The 15,760-nt window shown below is 45.8% G+C and carries 16 protein-coding genes, 2 pseudogenes and 1 riboswitch; of the genes and pseudogenes, 1 reads left to right on the plus strand and 17 read right to left on the minus strand.

Annotated elements, in window-relative coordinates; all coding sequences use genetic code 11:
• Positions 1-43: 43 nt before the first annotated feature.
• The 14 genes and pseudogenes from NQ489_RS11010 to NQ489_RS17865 all read right to left on the minus strand — a co-directional run.
• Positions 44-1,288 (minus strand): 3-isopropylmalate dehydratase large subunit, encoded by a 1,245-nt coding sequence (locus NQ489_RS11010; protein ID WP_021652999.1) that lies wholly within the window; start codon positions 1,286-1,288, stop codon positions 44-46.
• Between the two features lie 19 nt (positions 1,289-1,307).
• Complete coding sequence (locus NQ489_RS11015; RefSeq protein WP_021653000.1) at positions 1,308-1,799, minus strand: LeuD/DmdB family oxidoreductase small subunit; 492 nt, start codon at positions 1,797-1,799, stop codon at positions 1,308-1,310.
• A 135-nt stretch (positions 1,800-1,934) separates the two neighbouring features.
• Positions 1,935-3,185 carry a 3-isopropylmalate dehydratase large subunit gene (locus NQ489_RS11020; protein WP_021653001.1) on the minus strand — a complete coding sequence of 417 codons (1,251 nt, stop codon included), beginning with the start codon at positions 3,183-3,185 and terminating at the stop codon, positions 1,935-1,937.
• Positions 3,186-3,188: 3 nt separating this feature from the next.
• Positions 3,189-3,671 carry a LeuD/DmdB family oxidoreductase small subunit gene (locus NQ489_RS11025; protein ID WP_022426042.1) on the minus strand — a complete coding sequence of 161 codons (483 nt, stop codon included), beginning with the start codon at positions 3,669-3,671 and terminating at the stop codon, positions 3,189-3,191.
• Between the two features lie 139 nt (positions 3,672-3,810).
• Positions 3,811-4,947 carry a flagellin lysine-N-methylase gene (gene fliB, locus NQ489_RS11030; protein WP_044962413.1) on the minus strand — a complete coding sequence of 379 codons (1,137 nt, stop codon included), beginning with the start codon at positions 4,945-4,947 and terminating at the stop codon, positions 3,811-3,813.
• A 139-nt stretch (positions 4,948-5,086) separates the two neighbouring features.
• Positions 5,087-6,469 (minus strand): MATE family efflux transporter, encoded by a 1,383-nt coding sequence (locus NQ489_RS11035; protein WP_326928966.1) that lies wholly within the window; start codon positions 6,467-6,469, stop codon positions 5,087-5,089.
• A gap of 126 nt (positions 6,470-6,595) precedes the next feature.
• Positions 6,596-7,183 (minus strand): collagen-like protein, encoded by a 588-nt coding sequence (locus tag NQ489_RS17970; protein ID WP_118368380.1) that lies wholly within the window; start codon positions 7,181-7,183, stop codon positions 6,596-6,598.
• A gap of 122 nt (positions 7,184-7,305) precedes the next feature.
• Positions 7,306-8,385: a tetratricopeptide repeat-containing glycosyltransferase family 2 protein gene (locus NQ489_RS11045; protein ID WP_044960686.1), complete on the minus strand. Its 1,080-nt coding sequence runs from the start codon at positions 8,383-8,385 to the stop codon at positions 7,306-7,308.
• A 104-nt stretch (positions 8,386-8,489) separates the two neighbouring features.
• Complete coding sequence (locus NQ489_RS11050) at positions 8,490-9,140, minus strand: HAD family hydrolase (protein ID WP_021650403.1); 651 nt, start codon at positions 9,138-9,140, stop codon at positions 8,490-8,492.
• Positions 9,141-9,155: 15 nt separating this feature from the next.
• Positions 9,156-9,629: a 6,7-dimethyl-8-ribityllumazine synthase gene (ribH, locus tag NQ489_RS11055; RefSeq protein ID WP_006427673.1), complete on the minus strand. Its 474-nt coding sequence runs from the start codon at positions 9,627-9,629 to the stop codon at positions 9,156-9,158.
• Positions 9,630-9,658: 29 nt separating this feature from the next.
• Positions 9,659-10,876, minus strand: coding sequence for a bifunctional 3,4-dihydroxy-2-butanone-4-phosphate synthase/GTP cyclohydrolase II (locus NQ489_RS11060; protein WP_015524672.1), 1,218 nt, complete (start codon positions 10,874-10,876; stop codon positions 9,659-9,661).
• An 18-nt stretch (positions 10,877-10,894) separates the two neighbouring features.
• Positions 10,895-11,548, minus strand: a complete 654-nt coding sequence (gene ribE, locus NQ489_RS11065; RefSeq protein WP_021650402.1) for a riboflavin synthase — start codon at positions 11,546-11,548, stop codon at positions 10,895-10,897.
• On the minus strand, positions 11,530-12,657 hold the full coding sequence (gene ribD, locus NQ489_RS11070) for a bifunctional diaminohydroxyphosphoribosylaminopyrimidine deaminase/5-amino-6-(5-phosphoribosylamino)uracil reductase RibD (RefSeq protein ID WP_021650401.1): 1,128 nt from the start codon (positions 12,655-12,657) through the stop codon (positions 11,530-11,532). The genes ribE and ribD overlap by 19 nt, the downstream gene beginning before the upstream one ends.
• A gap of 2 nt (positions 12,658-12,659) precedes the next feature.
• Positions 12,660-12,785 (minus strand): annotated as a pseudogene (locus NQ489_RS17865) (DUF6783 domain-containing protein); the annotation flags it as partial.
• On the opposite strand from NQ489_RS17865, the pseudogene NQ489_RS17870 reads away from it, so the two are divergent.
• Positions 12,735-12,971: pseudogene (locus NQ489_RS17870) on the plus strand (DUF6783 domain-containing protein). The pseudogenes NQ489_RS17865 and NQ489_RS17870 sit on opposite strands and share 51 nt — an antisense overlap.
• Before the next feature lie 117 nt (positions 12,972-13,088).
• A riboswitch (FMN riboswitch) is annotated at positions 13,089-13,203 on the minus strand.
• A gap of 189 nt (positions 13,204-13,392) precedes the next feature.
• On the opposite strand, the gene NQ489_RS11075 reads toward NQ489_RS17870, so the two are convergent.
• From NQ489_RS11075 to rpsB, 3 genes are all read right to left on the minus strand, one after another.
• Complete coding sequence (locus tag NQ489_RS11075; RefSeq protein ID WP_044960682.1) at positions 13,393-13,659, minus strand: hypothetical protein; 267 nt, start codon at positions 13,657-13,659, stop codon at positions 13,393-13,395.
• Positions 13,660-13,964: 305 nt separating this feature from the next.
• Entirely contained in the window at positions 13,965-14,903 is a 939-nt protein-coding gene (gene tsf / locus NQ489_RS11080) for a translation elongation factor Ts (protein ID WP_021650399.1), read from the minus strand.
• Between the two features lie 36 nt (positions 14,904-14,939).
• Positions 14,940-15,683 (minus strand): 30S ribosomal protein S2, encoded by a 744-nt coding sequence (gene rpsB, locus NQ489_RS11085; protein WP_044960678.1) that lies wholly within the window; start codon positions 15,681-15,683, stop codon positions 14,940-14,942.
• Between the last annotated feature and the right edge of the window lie 77 nt (positions 15,684-15,760).

Consider the following 15,760-nt stretch of genomic DNA (forward strand, 5'->3'; position numbering starts at 1 on the left):
TTATGTTTCTGTCAGCAGTATTTCCGAACGGATCTTCTGCTGCTTATTCCGGCATTACGATCTTACCTGCGATCGCACAGGCTGCTGCAGTTTTCGGAGATGCCAGATAGATCTGAACCTTGGAAGTTCCCATACGTCCCAGGAAATTACGGTTGTTGGTTGCCACAACCTTCTCCCCGTCTGTCAGGATTCCGCCGGTTCTTCCACAGCAAAGTCCGCATCCCGGATGTGTGATGATGGCACCTGCCTCAGCAAGCGTATCCAGAATACCAAGTTCAATGGCCTGACGGTAGATCTTGCGGCTTGCAGGAGTTACGATCAGTTTTACAAAGTCTGCAACTTTTTTGCCCTTCAGGACTTCTGCTGCTGCCATCAGATCTTCCAGACGTCCGTTTGTACAGGAACCGATAAATACCTGATCGATGGTCTCACCCTGAAGCTCGCTGACATCACGGATCTTGTCCACCTGTGACGGACAAGCCATAACCGGTACAAAATCCTCTGCCTTATAAGTCATGGTCTTCATATAAACGGCATCCTCATCGCCTACAAGACTCTTCTGGAACTCATCAAGCTCTGTCTCACAGTAAGCGGCAGTCTTCTCATCCGGTGTGAAAAGTGCACATTTTGCACCTGCCTCGATCGCCATGTTTGCCATGGTCATACGACTTGCCACAGACATGTTCTCAATGGTGCTTCCGGAAAATTCCAGTGCACGATAAGTTGCACCATCTGCACGAAGGTCGCCAATCAGGCGGAGGATGATATCCTTGGACATCACATTCTCCGGAAGTTCTCCGTCGATCACAACCTTTATGGTTTCCGGAACCTTGATCCACATGGTTCCTGTTCCCAGGATGCTGGCCATCTCTGTGTAACCGATGCCGGAAGAAAACGCACCGACACATCCATAAGTCGTGGTATGGCTGTCTGTACCAAATACAATATTACCGGGTTTAACATAACCTGCCTCAGTCATAAGCTGATGACAGATACCGTCACTTCTGTGTACGTTTTTCATGCCATATTTAGCTGCAAAAGCATCTCCCACATGGAAATGTCTGGTATCATCCTGCTGACTTGCCGGTACAAGATGGTCATAGATCAGAACAACCTTGTCCGGATCCCACAGCTTCTGAAAGCCCATCTCCTCAAATTTGTCCGCTACAAACGGAATAAAGATATCATGGATCATCACTCTGTCAACATTGACCGTCACGATATCGCCAGGCTTTACTGCTTTGCCTGTGTTATGTCTGATAATTTTCTCAATGATCGTCTCACCCATTATTTCTCTCCTTTCCGTCTTAGTCCAGACCGTTCAGTTTGCGCATGGCTTTTACAAGTCCGCCAGCCTGAATAATATCCATCAGATTCTCCGGAAGAGAAGCAATCGGGTACTGTTTTCCGTTATGGTCTACATGCTCGTTCATCACAACTGTAACTTCATCTCCCTCTTTCACATTGTCGTGAAGATCCGGCTGTTCGATAAGAAGAAGGCCGTTGTTGATGGAGTTGCGGAAAAAGATCCGTGCAAAAGATTTCGCAATAACACACTGTACGCCCAGTGCTTTAATGATCTCCGGTGCCTGCTCTCTGGAGGAACCGCAGCCGAAGTTCTTTCCTGCTACAATAATGTCACCTTTCTGGATCTGTCCTGCCAGCTCCGGGCGAAGGGGACTGAATCCGTACTGTTTCATATCGTCAATGGTTTTCAGCGCCAGATACTCGGTCGGAATGATGATATCGGTGTCAATATCATCGCCCAGTACCCACACTTTTCCTGTAAATGCTTCCATATGTATATCTCCTGTTTATTCTGTTCCGTATCATCAGGCAAATGTTTTCTGTCTGCCCTGTTATAAGAACCCACGCCGGAACGGATCATCCTCTGATAATTTCTGAATATATTATTTAAATCTTTTCTGAAACTCTTATACTCTGTCAGCAGTTGCAATCTCACCTGCAACGGCAGATGCAGTAACTGTTGCCGCAGATCCCAGGTAAACCTTGGAGCTCGGATGCCCTGCACGTCCCTTAAAATTACGGGTTCCTGTGCTGATCAGGACCTCATTCTCGCCGATAACACCCTGGCAGCTTCCCCAGCATACACTGCAGTTCGGATTCATAACAATAGCCCCTGCTTCCATGAAGATATCGATAAGCCCCTCCTTTAATGCCTGACGATAGATGGTCTGGCTTGCAGGAACAACCAGGAAACGAACTCCCTCTGCAACTTTTTTGCCTTTGATCACCTCTGCGCCTACACGGAGGTCTTCAATACGGCCGTTATTGCAGGAGCCAAGGAACGCTTCGTTGATCTTGATGCCGCAGGTTTCCTCAGCCGGAACCACATTGTCAACAAAGTCTGGCTTCGCTACAACCGGACGGACTTTTGAAAGATCAAAGGTATACTCTCTTGCGTAAACAGCATCCGGATCGCTGTGATATACCGCTTTTGGCTCACGTCCATGCTCTTTCAGATATTCCAGAGCTTTATCATCAGCCTCAAAGATTCCTGTCTTCGCACCAGCCTCAACAGCCATGTTGCAAAGTGCCATACGGTCGCTGATGCTTAAGGTTCTGGCGCCCTCACCGGTAAACTCCATTGCCTGATAGTTGCAGCCGTTTGCCCCGATCTCACCGATAATGGTAAGGATCAGATCTCTTGCGTAAACGCCCTCAGGAAGCTTCCCTGTCAGGTTAAATTTTACGGTTTCCGGAACCATGACCCAGGAAGTTCCGGTTACCATTCCGTAAAGGAAATCTGTACATCCTACACCGGTACCGAAAGCACCAAGTGCTCCGTAGGAACAGGTATGGCTGTCAGCACCGAAGATCAACTGTCCCGGACGGACATAATTCTCGATCATGATCTGGTGGCAGACACCCTTTCCTTCCCAGAAATCAATATTATTTTCTCTTGCAAAATCTCTCATCTTTTTCTGAGATGCCGCTGTTTTCGGGCTGTCAGACGGTACGTTATGGTCTACGATAAATACCAGTTTCTTTGTATCTGCGATATGTGGATTTTTTAATTTGTTGTTGTACATGTCAACAGTCAGATGTGTGGTTCCGTCATTGCTCATCAGATGATCCAGCTGAACTGTATAGATATCTCCGGGTTTTACACTGTCCACTCCAGCCGCTGCCGCGATGATTTTTTCTGCGATCGTCATTCCCATCTCTTATTCCTCCTCACGGTTCAGAGAAGCGATAAGGCCGCCCTGATTCAGTATATTCTGCATGTATTCCGGCAGTTTTGTGCAGGAATAAGTCTTACCATTGGCAACAGCAGTTCCCTCGGACATATGAAGCTCCAGGGTATCTCCTGTCTTCACAGCATCCGGAAGATCCTTACAGACAATTGCCGGAAGTCCGATATTAATGGCATTGCGGAAAAAAATACGGGCAAAAGATTTCGCAATAACTGCCTTTACTCCAAGTGCCTTAAGAACACCCGGTGCCTGCTCTCTGGAGGATCCGCATCCGAAGTTCTCTCCTCCAACTACAAAATCTCCCGGTTTAACCTTTTTGGAAAAATCCGGATCCAGTGATTCAAATGTGTGGCCTTTCATTTCATCCAGATTCGGCAGAAGCAGATACTGGGATGCAATGATCTGATCGGTATCAAGGTCATTATGAAATTTAAAAATTGTTCCCTTATCCATAAAACAAGTTCCTTTCTGATCGTTATCCATTTCAGGGCAGTCATTCCTCCGCTGCCCTATTCGTCCTATATTCTAACACAAAACATCATATAATTAAAATGTATATTTTTAATACTTAATATAACTTTAAGTTATAAAGTCATTTCCCTGTGATCAGCGCAAAATATCCCCACTCCCACAGAAGCTCTTCAAAACTGTTCTCAAGATATTCCCGGATATCGTCTTCCTCATATCCGGTCATTCTGGAGATCACTACCATATAATCCCGGAGTGTTTCGTAGGGAAGAGATCCCCGTCCATCTTTCTGCCACCGAAGAAAAACAGCCTGGCGGATGGTGGCATATTCCATACCGATCCACTGCATATGGACCAGGGCATCTTCCAGATCTCCCTCCGGTGTCAGAAGATCTGAATATACTTCGTTGGCAAGAAAGCTCCGGAGAAGGTCTTCATATACACGAAATTTCCGATAAAAATCCTCCCGGGCTTCCACCAGTTCCTTTTCCTCATATTCTTCGGACAATTCCTCCGCAAGTTCCATCACCGGCTCCAGATATTTCCGGTAAAGTCCCTCTTTCCGGTAATTTACAGCCAGGTCCTGCAAAAGTTCATTGCATTCGTCCATGGTATCCAGAACAGGCAGCTCTATTTCATTAATAGCATGTTCCAGTTGGCGAATCGTTTTCTCTGAAAAATAATCTTCCACAAGCTCTGTGGTAAGCGGCATGTTCCAGTGAAGTTCCTTCAGAACATAAAAACTTTCAAGAAGGATTTCCTCCGGTGTTTTTTCAGGATCCATTATAAGATCCATAACCTTCCGGCGCACAAGAAAAAGCGGCTGTTCCTTTTCTTTTGGAGTTTCCGGAAAAGCGATTCTTTTCTTCCCCTTCCAGATGTCCAGGACAGCCGGGCAACAGGGCATCATGGTCGCTTCCTTATGATCCTGAAATTCATGGATCTCCCTTGGAAAAATCTGGCAGGTCTCTGAAAGCATCGAATCCCCATAAGCACTTACCAGATAGCACAGTCTGTTCTTTGCAAGAAAAGGACAATCGTGCTCTTCCGTCATCTTCATGATCCGGCTGCCGTCCTTTTTCATGGTATAGGCCTGCAGGCAGCTTCTGTGTCCGGGCACCTCTGACGGCGGCTGGATGGTTTTCCAGTTTCTGTAGGTTTCATCATCTATGTTGATCTTCCATTCCCTGCAGCAGCTGATGGTGCATTTGTCTGCAATACAGGTAAATTCGTCGTAATAATCAGGTTTTAATAATTCCATGTTTCCTCCATATTCTTTATTTTCCAGCTCCAATGTCTCCTGTTTGCAAAATGGACATGAGTTGACCTGTTTTATTTTCCCCGTAAACACAGAAAAGCGGAATTCTATCCGCTTTTTCTGATATTCTGTGTATTCGTTTTTATTCTGCAGTCTCTCCCAGAAGCTGCCTGTGAACTTTCCGCCTTACAAACCAGAAACAGGTCACCTGCATGATGATCGTAAGGATCCAGGATGCCGGATAAGAAATAAACAGTACTTTCAGTGATCTGTGAGCCGGGAAAATTCCGAAAATCCACACAATTCGAAGGCCGACCGTTCCGATAATAGACAGGATCATGGGGACACCGGAGCGTCCCATTCCGCGCAGTGCTCCCGGAAACAGATCCATCTGTCCGCAGAGGAAATAGGTAACTGTGGTATAGGCAAGAATCTCCATTCCGCATTGGATAACCTTAGGGTCTTCCGTATAGATCTTCAGAAGCTGCGGACCGAAAAAGTATGCACCACAGCCCATGGCAAAGGATACGACAAAGGACAGGATCATACAGTCAACAAGCACCCGGTCCATACGTTTCGGTTTTCGCACACCATAATTCTGACTGGTAAAGCTCATGCAGGCCTGGGTAACCGAATTCACGGACACATACAGAAATCCAAAAATATTATTGGCTGCTGTATATCCTGCCATAGCAATGGAACCAAAGGAGTTTACAGAAGACTGAAGAAGTACATTGGAAAAATTGATCACTGTACTCTGGATCCCGGCAGGCAGTCCCACCTGGAAGATCTGCTTCAGGTACTCTCCCTTTATGGACAGTTTTGAAAAACGCAGCTGATAGCTTCCCTCTGTCTGATACAGACACCGAAGGACAAGAATGCAGGAGATCAGCTGAGAGATCACCGTTCCGATTCCCACACCGGCCACGCTTAAATGACACACGATCACGAAAAACAGATTCAAAAGCGCATTGGCACAGCCGGAAATGATCAGAAAGACCAGCGGCCGCTTGGTATCTCCCACAGCACGCAGGATCGCCGCACCATAGTTATACAGCATAAAAAACGGCATTCCCAGGAAATAAATACGCATATAAAGAGTAGAAAGATCGATCACATCGTCCGGTGTATCCATCAGTTCCAGGCAGATTCTGGCAAAGATCACTCCCAGAACTGCCATGATGATCCCGCTGATCAGAGCCAGCAGGATCGATGTATGTACTGTTTCTGACATTTCTTCATCCTTACCGGCAGCATAAAATCTGGCTGCCAGCACATTGGCACCAAGAGAAATCCCGATAAAAAGGTTGGTAAACACATTGATCAGTGCGGTAGTGGAGCCTACTGCCGCCAGCGCCTCACTTCCGCTGAAACGTCCCACTACCACGATATCCACTGCATTGAACATCAGCTGCAGGATACCGGACAGCATCAGCGGCAGTGAAAACGAAATCAGCTTGTCCATGATCGACCCATTACACATATCGATCTCATACTTGTTTTTTTTCACGATTTCATCCCCCATGTTCATACTTACATAAGAATATTATAGCACCTTTCATCGGAAAGCTACAATGAAATATTTTTATGGAGAATATGCAGCGGCTGCATAAAATACGCAGCCGCACAGTAACGTGTGTTTATCATTTCACTATCTTTCCAGGAGTCCTGCATCACGAAGGTTTGCAAGAAGTGCATTAAAATCCTCCACAATATCATCTACCGTTGTTGCATTTCCAACAGCAGCTGCCGGGGTTACTGTTCCGGCAGGGCCGGTGGCTCCTGTTGCTCCTGTTGGACCTGCTGGACCCGTGGCTCCGATCGCACCAGCCGGACCTGTTACCCCCGTCGTTCCCGCTGGACCCGTGGCTCCTGTTGCTCCTGTCGCTCCCGTTGCTCCCGTCGGACCTGTTACTCCTGCAGGACCGGTGGCTCCTGTTGCTCCCGTCGGACCGATGACTCCCGCTGGACCCGTTGCTCCAGCCGGGCCCGTGGCTCCCGTATATCCCTGTATTCCCGGTTCCCCCTGCGGTCCCTGAGGACCCATAGGACCCGGAACTCCCGGACAGCCTCTGGGACCGGTTGGTCCTGTAGGTCCCACAGGGCCTGGGCAGCCTCTTGCTCCACATCTGTCACATCCACAGGAACTATGATTTCCATAACAGGACATACAGGACAAATCCTCATGACTGTCCTGCTGCATTTCCATTTCCTTACGTTTTCGATGCCTGAACAGCATTCTTCGATCACCTCATAGGAAAATAACTTTCCCTACAGTATATGACAACAGCTTTTACCTGTGCATAGGATCCCCGCAAGCCTGTACCCTGCCAGGAAAATATAATAAATATGTCTTTCATTTTATGACAGACCATATTTTTCCCGGAAATATTTCTGGTCATACAATACTCCCGGATCTTCCGGCTTCAGTTCCATCGCTTTCTTATGAAAAAAGAATGCCTGCTCCGGGCATCCCATTTTATCATAACAAACGCAAAGCTGCATATATGGCACAAATCCATGACACTCAGCCATAAAAAATCCACCCTTTTTCTTATCTGAAGGCACAGTGAGCGCCTGCCCGTACCAGTAGGCAGCCTGTCTGGGAAGCTCTCTTTCCAGAAAAATCTTTCCGACCTCACAACAGATTTCCGCCCTCGGCACATCCATAGTCAGGCTGTACAGAAAAGCTTCCAGTGCGTACTTTTTTTCTCCCATTTTCCGGTAACACTGTCCAAGTACAAAACAGGCATCGATCTTATTTTCCAGCCATCCGGGCGGATTTTTCAGGAACTCCACCAACACAGCCTCTGTCTCCGGATAACGCTGATGATAATACAGTTCTCTCCCATAATAAAGCTGATGTCTGGGTTCCAGCGTTTCTCCTCCTGCCAGCATTTTTTCATAAATGCGAAGATTACGGTCCGGATCACCTTTTCCACATTTCCGGTGCCGGATCACCACATCTGAATAAATGATATTTCCCTCCGGAATCACAGTTTCATGAACTGCCCCATTCCATCTGAAATTTCTGGATGTTTTCATTATCCGCTCCCGAAAATAAGAAAATGTTGTTCTCCCGCTCTGGTCAAACCCTGCCGCATATTCCATCATTACAACATCTGTTCCGGGATCCAGAGTTTCTTTAAGACTCTTCAGTTTTTCCAGATTTTCTTCATCCAGGACATCATCCGCATCCAGCCACATCCAGTAATCGGTGCGGACTTTTTCCAGAAGAAAATTACGCGGAGCAGAAAAATCATCACACCAGGGAAAATCAAACACCTGCGACGTATACTGCTCCGCGATCTCTTTTGTTCTGTCTGAAGAACCGGTATCTGCGATCAGGATCGCATCCATCACCTGAGAAACCGGCTTTAAAATTCTCTCAAGAACTGCTTCTTCATTTTTTACGATCATACATAGACTGAGGGAAATCATATTTCAGGATCCTTCGGATTTTTATAATATTTATGCCGTTCCCGTCAGTCCTATGCCTTCTGTCAGTGTACAGCTTCTGCTTTCGGATAAAGCTGAGCTCATCCTCATATCACCAACTGTGGTATATCCTCTATATGTTCTGCAAGACGATCTGCTCCGTTCAGCTCCCCGCTCTCACCATATCCATACAGGCATCCTATAAATGGGCTTTTGCAGGCTCTGGCACATTCCAGATCCTGCCTCCTGTCTCCGACCACCAGATAAGGGCCTGTATATTCCCGGATGATTTCCTGCACAATTTCTGTCTTTGGACGGAATCCATACGATTCGCAGTCATAAAAATGATCGAACCATCGTTCCATCCCAAATTCCTTCCAGTGCGCCTCACGATAGGAAGCTTTACAGTTACTTAAGATCACAAGATGATATCCCCGGTTCTTCAAGGCTGTAAGCATCTCCTCTGCTCCCGGATACCACACTGCCTTATGCTTCCTGATCTGTCTGACCATCAGTTCTCCTACCATCCTGCTCGCCTGCTCTTTATAGCTCTGATCCAGCTCCGGCAAAAATGTATTCCACATCTCCTTACTGTTAAATCCCAGCCAGCCGGCAATTTCCGCCGAGCCTATCTCCCGTTCTTCTGCAGCCTTCTGTTCTGTCAGCCACTGATAGGTTTCACGAAATGCCGGTTCATAGATTCCAATGGTATGATGGATCGTTCCATCATAATCGAATATGATTGTTTTTGTCATCATTTATTTCCCTATCTATTAGAGCTGCTTCATCAGATTGACCATCTCGATCGCAGATAACGCACAATCATAGCCTTTATTACCTGCTTTGCTTCCTGCTCGCGCAATAGCCTGCTCGATATTCTCAGTCGTGATCACTCCGAATAAGACCGGGATCCCTGTTGCAAGTTCAACCTGTGCGATCCCCTTGGCAGATTCATTGCACACCAGATCATAATGTGAAGTATCTCCACGAATGACAGCTCCCACGCAGATAACTGCATCATATTTTCCTGACTGTGCCATTTTCTGTGCTGTAAGCGGGATCTCAAATGCTCCCGGCACCCATGCTGCAGTAATATTCTCTTCTTCTACTCCATGTCTTACCAGTCCGTCGACTGCCCCTCCCAATAATTTATTCACAATGATCTCATTGAATCTCGCTGCCACGATACCAACCTTCATTCCCTCCGGTGCTACTACTTTTCCTTCTACTAAATTGATCTGTCTCATTTTTTCTTCCTCCTGCTATTTGCTGTTTTTTATAAATTTATTTCCTTAAAAATATGACCCATCTTTTCCTGCTTCGTTTTCATATACTTCCGGTCATATTTTTGTACCGGAATCTCCAATGGTACTCTCTCATTGATCTTCAGCCCGAATTCGCCAAGCCCATAGACTTTATCCGGGTTATTGGTCAGTAATCTTAATGATTTCACACCAAGGTCTGACAGTATCTGTGCCCCAACCCAGTACTCTCTGAGATCCGGTGCAAACCCTAACTTCACATTAGCCTCCACGGTATCATATCCCTGTTCCTGAAGCGCATAGGCTTTGATCTTATTGATCAGTCCGATTCCTCTGCCTTCCTGTCTCATATACAGAATGATCCCTCTGCCTTCCGCCTCTACCTGGCGCATCGCTGTCTGCAGCTGCAGGCCGCAGTCACATCTGAGCGATCCGAATGCATCTCCTGTCAGGCACTCCGAATGTACACGGCAAAGCACATCCTCACCATCTCCTAGATCACCTTTTACCAGTGCCAGATGATGCTCTCCTGTAATGTCATTGATATAGCCATACATTTTAAAATCACCGTACTGCGTTGGGAGGTTTGCAGCTGCTTCCTCCTTTACATGCTTTTCATGTATTCTTATATAATCCTGCAGATCACGAATCGTAATAAATGTAAGGTTATGCTCTTTTGCCATTTCCCATAGCTGTGATGTACGCATCATAGTGCCATCTTCTTTCATAACTTCACAGCACACGCCGCATTCTTTCAGTCCGGCAAGTCTCATAAGATCTGTTGTTGCCTCCGTATGGCCATTTCGTACCAGAACCCCGCCTTTTCTGGAAATAAGCGGAAATACATGTCCCGGTCTTCTGAAATCCTCCGGTTTTGACTGATCATCCACACACTTCATAATGGTATAGGAGCGTTCTGCCGCAGAGATACCGGTGGTTGTATCTGCGTGATCCACTGCCACGGTAAATGCTGTGCTGTGATTGTCCGTGTTCTCAGCAACCATCGGCGGAAAATTCAATCTCGCCGCAATTTCTGCACTCATCGGTGTACAGATAAGACCCTTTGCATAAGTCGCCATGAAATTAATATTTTCCCGGGTCGCAAACTCTGCCGCACATATCAGATCTCCCTCATTTTCTCTGTCCGGATCATCTGTGACCAGAATTATTTTTCCTTCCTTAAGATCCCTAAGTGCCTCTTCAATTGTGTTGTACTGATAATTTTGTGACATACTGTATATCCTCCTGTTCTAAAACCCGAATTCTTCAAGAAACTCCATCGTAATTCCGGATTCTTTTTTCTCTTCTTCGTTTTTTCTGATGCCAAGCAATTTTTCTACATATTTTCCAATCACATCATTTTCCAGATTAACCAGATCCCCCGGCACCTTTTCCAAAAGGGTGGTTTCTTCTCCTGTATGTGGAATGACCGACACCTGAAAACCAGTTTCATCAACCCTTGCAACTGTCAGGCTGATCCCATCAATACAAACGGATCCTTTTTCCACGATCAGATGCAAGATCTGTGGCGATGTCTCAATTGATACCCAGATGGCATTTTCTTCCCGGAGCATGGAACGTATCACTCCAGTCCCATCAATATGGCCGCTTACTATGTGTCCCCCGAACCTGCCATCTGCAGCCATTGCACGTTCCAGGTTTACCTGGCTTCCGGCTTTACAACTGCCAAGACTGCTTCTTCTGATCGTCTCTGCCATCACATCAGCAGTAAATCCGTCCGGCTGGATCGACGTAACTGTCAGACACACACCATTCACAGCAATACTGTCACCGATCCTTGTCCCTTCCAGGACTTTCCGGGCTTTCACTGCCAGGATCCCTGATTCTCCTGTCAGCTGTATATAACGGACTTTTCCTTTCTCTTCTACGATTCCTGTAAACATGATTCCTCCTGTTTTTTCTCACACACCTGACATCTTATCCGGATGTCCTCACCGATCTGGCAGATATCTATATATTTCAGTTCTACTGCTTCAGACGGGAATTCAACTCCGATACCTTCTACCGGTGTCTTCCCGGCCACACCACCAAACAGCTTTGGTGCCACAAAAGCCTGTACTTCCTTTACAATTCCGGCTCGCAGGGCACTGTCATTTAACGTACCGCCTCCCTCCAGGAGGATGCTGTCAATACCCCTGTTTCCAAGATCTGTCATCAACTTTTTAAGGTCTATCTGATTCTTTTCATCCGGACAGTAAATGGTCTCAACTCCCATAGTATGTAATATTTTTATTTTTTCTTCTGTATTTTTCTGATCTGCATAAGCCACGATCGTCCGGTACTTTTCCGCACTTTTTACAATCTGACTGTCCGGCGGAATCCTGAGCTTACTGTCGCACACAATCCTGACAGGACTTTTCCAGCCTTCTACCCGGACGTTCAACATCGGATCATCTGCAAGCACAGTTCCAATACCTGCCATGATCCCCATGTACTGATGCCGCATATGCTGTACTTCTTTTCTTGCCGCTTCTCCGGTGATCCATTTTGATGCTCCTGTCTTCGTTGCGATCTTCCCATCCAGTGTCATGGCATATTTCATCACCACGTATGGGGTTTTCGTAGTAATATAATGGAAAAACACCGGATTCAGCTGATCACATTCTTCTCTCATAAAATCTTCAACTACTGTTACACCGGCTTCCCTTAACATCTGTACACCTTTTCCTGCCACTTTCGGATTCGGATCTCGGGAACCGATCACCACTTTTCTGATCTTCTGTTCAATGATCGCTTCCGTACATGGAGGTGTTTTTCCATGATGACAGCAAGGCTCCAGTGTAACATAAATCACCGCACCTTCTGCTGGTTCTGTAAGAGAAGCAATAGCATTACGTTCTGCGTGAAGTTCTCCATACTTTTTATGATAGCCTTCCCCGATGATCCTTCCGTCTTTTACGATCACTGCCCCTACCATCGGATTGGGATTCGTCCAGCCTTCTCCTTTTTTGGCCAGCTGAATCGCCCGAAGCATATATTCCTGATCCGTCATTTCTATTCCTTCTTTCTTATTCCTGTTCTTTGTCTAGAGCGTGTTTGAAAAAGGCTTTCTGCAAGATGTGCGTCACAATTTGTGGGAGATTTTGTCCGGATGAGGGCGCCGTAGCGGGCTACGGCAACTGAATTCGGGCAAAATATACCGCAAAGTGGGGCGTGCAGATTGCAGGAATGATTTTTCAAACACGCTCTGGTACGCCGAGGCTTTTAGATCTGTGCAATCGGATTCACAGACAAGTGAGTGGTATATTTATTTCGAAAACGATGTACCAGATACAAAAAAAACCTGCAGAAATATCTGCAGGGTAGAATTGATCTGTTACATATGATCGATAAATGAATGTCTGATTCCCTATATAAAAAGCTCTGAAATGGATCACCATCTCAGAGCTCTGATACTACATTCATTCAAAAAATCAACTGTACTATCATCTTCTTCCATCCAGACTGTACTGTCGGCCCCGGAATCTCACCGGATCATGCCTCTCGGCTCGCGGGCTTTACCGCCGGTAGGGAATCTCACCCTGCCCTGAAGATATCTTTTTGTTTATTTTAATACTTTATCTGTTATTTGTAAAGCGAAATTTTTATTTTACTCATTCCATGCGGAATATTAGTTACTGGCAGGCAATCGTCGTATTACTATTCTCAGGCTTTGGTTGACAAACAGGCACGCAGGCAAAGACCGATGGCCAGCACACAGAGCCTGTGCCTTGGAAGATGAATTTTTTTATCTGCAGTTTACTATTGCTTTTTGGGCAGCAGCAAAATCTTTTTCTAGTACATAAATACATGTTGTTTCATTCTTATGATCAATTCCCGATGCAAAAGTATGATAAAAAATCAAGAAAAAAAGATTATTGATAAATGTTCCTTTTTTCAATCTCGTTTCGTAAAGAATATTATTTTCATTCAACGCTTGTGTTAACCGCACGAGATGATCCATATTATCAGTTTCACATAATTTAATTTTTCCATTATCCTGGGTATATTTCATAAAAATCTCCATTCCGCCGCCTTTGGCTGGCGGCACAAATAGTGAGGAATTATAAGCGGAAACAGGCGCAGGCCGTGACATTTAGGCGTTTTAAAAGTATCGATTATCTCTGTCAATTCATGAGCATACTTATTTTGATGTGGCAGGAAGAACCAGAGAATATATTTGACAGAGTGTCCAAGATATTTGGATAAAGAAAACCGATGGCTTTGACTGTTATCAATCTACACCATCGGCTTTCAAGGTTTTTAAATACTTAAATTCAGACTTATTAAAATAATATAATGAAAACTTAAGTTAATGGATTATTTACCCATCTGCTTTGCAACTTCCTCAGCGAAGTTCTCTTCTTTTTTCTCAAGACCATCGCCTGTCTCGTAGCGAACGAAGCCTTTGATCTGGATCTTAGCGCCGTTCTCTTTTGCTACCTGCTCTACGTATTTAGCAACGGACTGTTTTCCGTCCTCTGCTTTTACGTATGTCTGGTCAAGAAGGCAGATCTCTTTAAGCTCTTTCTTGATACGTCCTGTGATCATTCCCTCAATAACCTTAGCCGGTTTCTGGGACTCCTTCGGATCGTTCTGGATCTGAGCCATAAGGATCTCTTTCTCATGCTCGATATAGTCAGCGCTTACTTCCTTGTCGCTTGTGTACTGCGGTTTCAGAGCTGCGATCTGCATAGCTACGTTCTTAGCCATCTCTTTAACAGCATCGTTAACAACATCTGTCTCAACGTCTACAAGAACGCCGATCTTTCCACCCATATGAGTGTAGGAAGCGATGAATCCGTTCTGCTCCTCAACCTGAGCAAATCTACGGATGTTCATGTTCTCGCCGATTACTGCGATCTGAGCTGCAAGAGCCTCTTTTACAGTCTTAGTTGTATCAAGTGCCCATGCCTCAGCAAGGAAAGCATCGATATCAGCTGCTGTTGTGTTAAGTGCCTGTGCTGCAACATCTGCAACATAGCCCTGGAATTTCTCATTCTTTGCAACGAAGTCTGTCTCAGCATTAACCTCAACAACGACTGCTTTCTTTCCATCCTCTGTTACCAGAGTTTTGCAAAGACCCTCTGCTGCGATACGGCTTGCTTTCTTCTGTGCTGTAGCAAGACCCTTCTCACGCAGGAACTCAACTGCTTTATCCATATCACCATCTGTAGATGTAAGAGCTTTCTTACAATCCATCATTCCGGCGCCGGTCATCTCTCTTAACTCTTTTACCTGTGCTGCTGTAATAGCCATTGTTCGTTTCCTCCTGAAATATTCTGTTTATACGAATTATTCCTCTGTAGCTGCAAACTCCTCAGACTCAGCCTCGATCTCGCCATCTGCCTCAGCAGTTCCCTGCTTAGCCTCGATAACAGCGTCAGCCATCTTGGAAACGATGAGTTTTACTGCACGGATAGCATCGTCATTTCCCGGGATCACATAGTCAAGCTCTTCCGGATCACAGTTAGTATCGCAGATACCGATAAGCGGGATTCCAAGTGTATGAGCCTCCTGTACGCAGATTCTCTCTTTCTTAGGATCTACGATAAAGATAGCATCCGGGATTCTCTTCATCTCTTTGATTCCGCCAAGGTTCTTCTGAAGCTTAACAAGCTCTTTGCGAAGCTCGATAACTTCTTTCTTAGGAAGTACGTCGAATGTTCCGTCAGCTTCCATTGTCTCGATTTCTTTCAGTCTTGCGATACGGCTCTGGATTGTCTTGAAGTTTGTAAGCATACCACCAAGCCATCTCTCATTTACGAAGAACTCTCCACAACGCTCTGCCTCTGTACGGATAGCATCCTGAGCCTGTTTCTTAGTTCCTACGAAAAGGATGTGTCCACCGTTGGCAACGATATCTGCTACTGCATTGTAAGCATCGTCAACCATTCCTACAGACTGCTGAAGATCGATGATATAGATACCATTTCTCTCTGTGTAGATGTACGGAGCCATTTTAGGGTTCCATCTTCTTGTCTGATGTCCGAAATGAACACCTGCCTCTAAAAGCTGCTTCATTGAAATAACGCTCATGTCTTTTCTCCTTTTTGGTTAAATTCTTCCGCACAGGTCGCCTTCTCTCTGGACCCATCCTCACACCGTAGGGCACC

The sequence above is a fragment of the Blautia sp. KLE_1732_HM_1032 genome (assembly GCF_025147905.1).
Taxonomy (GTDB): domain Bacteria; phylum Bacillota; class Clostridia; order Lachnospirales; family Lachnospiraceae; genus Blautia_A; species Blautia_A fusiformis.

Bases quoted from the DNA above. Each gene is read 5' to 3' on its own strand.
- NQ489_RS11010 (WP_021652999.1), bottom strand. From the start codon at position 1,288: ATGGGTGAGACGATCATTGAGAAAATTATCAGACATAACACAGGCAAA.
- NQ489_RS11015 (WP_021653000.1), bottom strand. From the start codon at position 1,799: ATGGAAGCATTTACAGGAAAAGTGTGGGTACTGGGCGATGATATTGAC.
- NQ489_RS11020 (WP_021653001.1), bottom strand. From the start codon at position 3,185: ATGGGAATGACGATCGCAGAAAAAATCATCGCGGCAGCGGCTGGAGTG.
- NQ489_RS11025 (WP_022426042.1), bottom strand. From the start codon at position 3,671: ATGGATAAGGGAACAATTTTTAAATTTCATAATGACCTTGATACCGAT.
- fliB (WP_044962413.1), bottom strand. From the start codon at position 4,947: ATGGAATTATTAAAACCTGATTATTACGACGAATTTACCTGTATTGCA.
- NQ489_RS11035 (WP_326928966.1), bottom strand. From the start codon at position 6,469: ATGGGGGATGAAATCGTGAAAAAAAACAAGTATGAGATCGATATGTGT.
- NQ489_RS17970 (WP_118368380.1), bottom strand. From the start codon at position 7,183: ATGCTGTTCAGGCATCGAAAACGTAAGGAAATGGAAATGCAGCAGGAC.
- NQ489_RS11045 (WP_044960686.1), bottom strand. From the start codon at position 8,385: ATGATTTCCCTCAGTCTATGTATGATCGTAAAAAATGAAGAAGCAGTT.
- NQ489_RS11050 (WP_021650403.1), bottom strand. From the start codon at position 9,140: ATGATGACAAAAACAATCATATTCGATTATGATGGAACGATCCATCAT.
- ribH (WP_006427673.1), bottom strand. From the start codon at position 9,629: ATGAGACAGATCAATTTAGTAGAAGGAAAAGTAGTAGCACCGGAGGGA.
- NQ489_RS11060 (WP_015524672.1), bottom strand. From the start codon at position 10,876: ATGTCACAAAATTATCAGTACAACACAATTGAAGAGGCACTTAGGGAT.
- ribE (WP_021650402.1), bottom strand. From the start codon at position 11,548: ATGTTTACAGGAATCGTAGAAGAGAAAGGAAAAGTCCGTTATATACAG.
- ribD (WP_021650401.1), bottom strand. From the start codon at position 12,657: ATGACGGATCAGGAATATATGCTTCGGGCGATTCAGCTGGCCAAAAAA.
- NQ489_RS11075 (WP_044960682.1), bottom strand. From the start codon at position 13,659: ATGAAATATACCCAGGATAATGGAAAAATTAAATTATGTGAAACTGAT.
- tsf (WP_021650399.1), bottom strand. From the start codon at position 14,903: ATGGCTATTACAGCAGCACAGGTAAAAGAGTTAAGAGAGATGACCGGC.
- rpsB (WP_044960678.1), bottom strand. From the start codon at position 15,683: ATGAGCGTTATTTCAATGAAGCAGCTTTTAGAGGCAGGTGTTCATTTC.